The sequence below is a fragment of the Bacillus sp. XF8 genome (assembly GCF_017498755.1).
Classification (GTDB): Bacteria; Bacillota; Bacilli; order Bacillales; family Bacillaceae_G; genus Bacillus_A; species Bacillus_A bingmayongensis.
The window spans coordinates 1-2617 of the sequence record NZ_JAGDQK010000104.1; the positions used below are offsets into that span (position 1 = coordinate 1).

Here is a 2617-nt window from a genome sequence, read left to right on the forward strand (position 1 = left end):
TATAGGTTTCATCTAGTTTCCAAGATAATTGAACGTTTTTATTTTTCTTCTTCCAAATTTGATAGATAAGATTTCCATATTCATGAACCCAGCGCATGATGGTTGTTGGATGAACCGAAACACCACGCTCTTTCAAGATTTCAGATACATCGCGATAGCTTAAAGAAAAACGACAATAGTAGCCGACGGCTACCAAAATAATATCCTTTTTAAACTGTTTTCCCTTAAAATACCCCATATATCATTCTCCTGCTCACACTTTTTCTATAGGTTATCTTAGTTTAGAAATCTTTGCAACAGAACCTTGTTAACTAATGTGGTTTTGAAATAAAGTTACGATGTTTATAATAAAGTCGCGAAGTTTCTATCAAAGAATTCTAAGTGAGTTTTAATCAACCTTTTATATAAAACGGAATGTTCATTCAAGAAGAAGAGAAGCCATTTTGATTATTCTTTTTTCAAAATGGCTTCTTTTTGGTTTTCACTAGGATTCACAAAACATTTTTGAGTAAACCTTATTCTAAACCAACACTATTATTTAAATTAAAATGTAATAAAGAAGAAATAGTCTATTCAACCTATTAGGCCTCACCATATCAACCTAAGAAATTAGATGTTCCCCAAAACGAAAATTTTATCTTTCATAATTGTTTATGAGAATTTAATACATTGGGAAACAACGAATTTATCACCTCATTTTTCATATTCTAAGTGCATTTTTGTTTCCGAGGAAACAAAAATGCGGTATACTTGCATACATAACACATAATATTTATTAACTGAGAATCTATTATGTGTACATGTTTTTGTACGATTAGTCCTAATCAATCAAATAAATGGAGGGTATGACATGGGAAATCATTATGAGGTAGCAGTTGTTGGTGGTGGTCCAGTAGGATTAATGACCGCTTGTGAATTAGCTATTCAAGGTATAAAAGTTGTTGTGTTGGAAAGAAGAATGGATCGTATACGAAATTCTAGAGCAATGACATTACATCCTCGTTCCTTAGAATTGATGGCTATGAGAGGTATTGAAAACAGATTTTTATCTCGTGGGAAAAAATTAGATACAAGTCATTTTGCTGTCTTAGAAACAAGATTAAACTTCAAAAATTTAGATACGGATTTTCCCTACACACTGTTTATTCCTCAATCTATTACAGAAGAAATATTAGAAGAACGCGCATTAGAATTAGGTGTAGACATCAAACGAGGGCATACTGTGAAGAACTTAAAACAGTATGAAACATTCGTACAGCTAGAAATAGAGCAACGAGGAAATATATATAAGCTAGAGATTCCATATGTAGTAGGCGCTGACGGTGCAAGAAGCATCGTACGTGAATTGTCACGTATACCATTTTGTGGAACAGATATAACAGCCACTGCTATATTGGGTGATGTTATTTTGGAATATATTCCATATAATCCGTTTTTATCTACATCTAATATACATGGAATAGTAATGATGGTACCGATTGCTCCTGAAGTATTTCGTTTTGCAATTGTAGATCCTGTAAATCAGCATACACCTGTACAAATTGCTGTCACAGAAGAGGAGCTTATGGATAGTGTTTATCGTATTACAGGTGAACGTATTCAAATTAAGGAAACGATTTGGCTCTCCCGTTTTGGAAATGCAACCAAATTAGCAGATACTTATCAACATTTGCGTGTATTCTTAGCAGGCGATGCGGCACATATTCATTTACCTGCAGGTGGACAAGGTTTGAATGTAGGTTTACAAGATGCTTTTAATTTAGGATGGAAATTGGGATGCGCTATAAAACAGAAAAAATATGAAAACCTATTAGAAAGTTACCATATTGAACGACATGCTGTAGGAAAACAATTTTTAAAAGAAACACAAGCGCAAGAACAATTAATGATGAACTTTTCAAATGCTGGAATGGCACTAAGAGAGCTATTTTCTCACTTACTCACATACTCAGAAGTGAATCAAGATTTAGCTGAAAAAGTAAGTGGTCTAGGAACTATGTATCCATCGATGCATAATTCGGAAAAACATCCATGGCTAGGAAAAAGATGTCCCAATTTTTCTATTTATGCACAAGATCAGAACAATCACACACTCTATGAAGTGATGCATGATGGGAAATTCATTTTATTGATACATCCTTCCTATGTAGATATGATGGATAAAATGAACATTGATTCACATATAAAAGTGATTGTAGGACAAATACAACATCCTGGGTTAGAAAATATAGGGGCTGTTTGGATTCGACCGGATGGTCATATAGCTTGGATTGCACATACCAAGAACGACGTACCATTAGGTATTGAAAAAATATAGAATAACATGTCTGTAAGCATCCAAATAGGGTGCTTACAGACATGTTATATAAAATTTATATAATAAAAGTGAAATTGAAAATATAGTACCTCATCCGGTTCTGGTGCAAAATCAAAATAAAATAAAAGAGAATATAGCTCATATATTTCTAGCGGAATTCTATTTTATGCTGTAAGGCCAAACAATCGATGGATGAATTCTTTCTGGTTTTGGACAGACTGATCTGATATTATCCCCTTAAGGTAGACAGTGTAAAAAGACCATGAATAAACATGGATGTTACACTTTTACTTGGAGGGG

The 2617-nt window shown here is 33.5% G+C and carries 2 protein-coding genes; one reads left to right on the forward strand and one right to left on the reverse strand.

Features of this window, described 5'->3' with window-relative positions; genetic code table 11:
* The coding region (locus J4P91_RS28520) for an IS6 family transposase (RefSeq protein WP_207996775.1) at positions 1-238 on the reverse strand (238 nt) is incomplete at its 3' end.
* Positions 239-850: 612 nt separating this feature from the next.
* On the opposite strand from J4P91_RS28520, the gene J4P91_RS28525 reads away from it, so the two are divergent.
* The gene (locus J4P91_RS28525) at positions 851-2317 is read left to right on the forward strand and encodes an FAD-dependent monooxygenase (protein WP_207996776.1); all 1467 of its coding nucleotides are present in this window, start codon (positions 851-853) and stop codon (positions 2315-2317) included.
* Positions 2318-2617: the final 300 nt, after the last annotated feature.

What these genes read in the sequence shown, in the direction of transcription:
- J4P91_RS28525 (WP_207996776.1), top strand. Translation starts at nt 851, where the DNA reads ATGGGAAATCATTATGAGGTAGCAGTTGTTGGTGGTGGTCCAGTAGGA.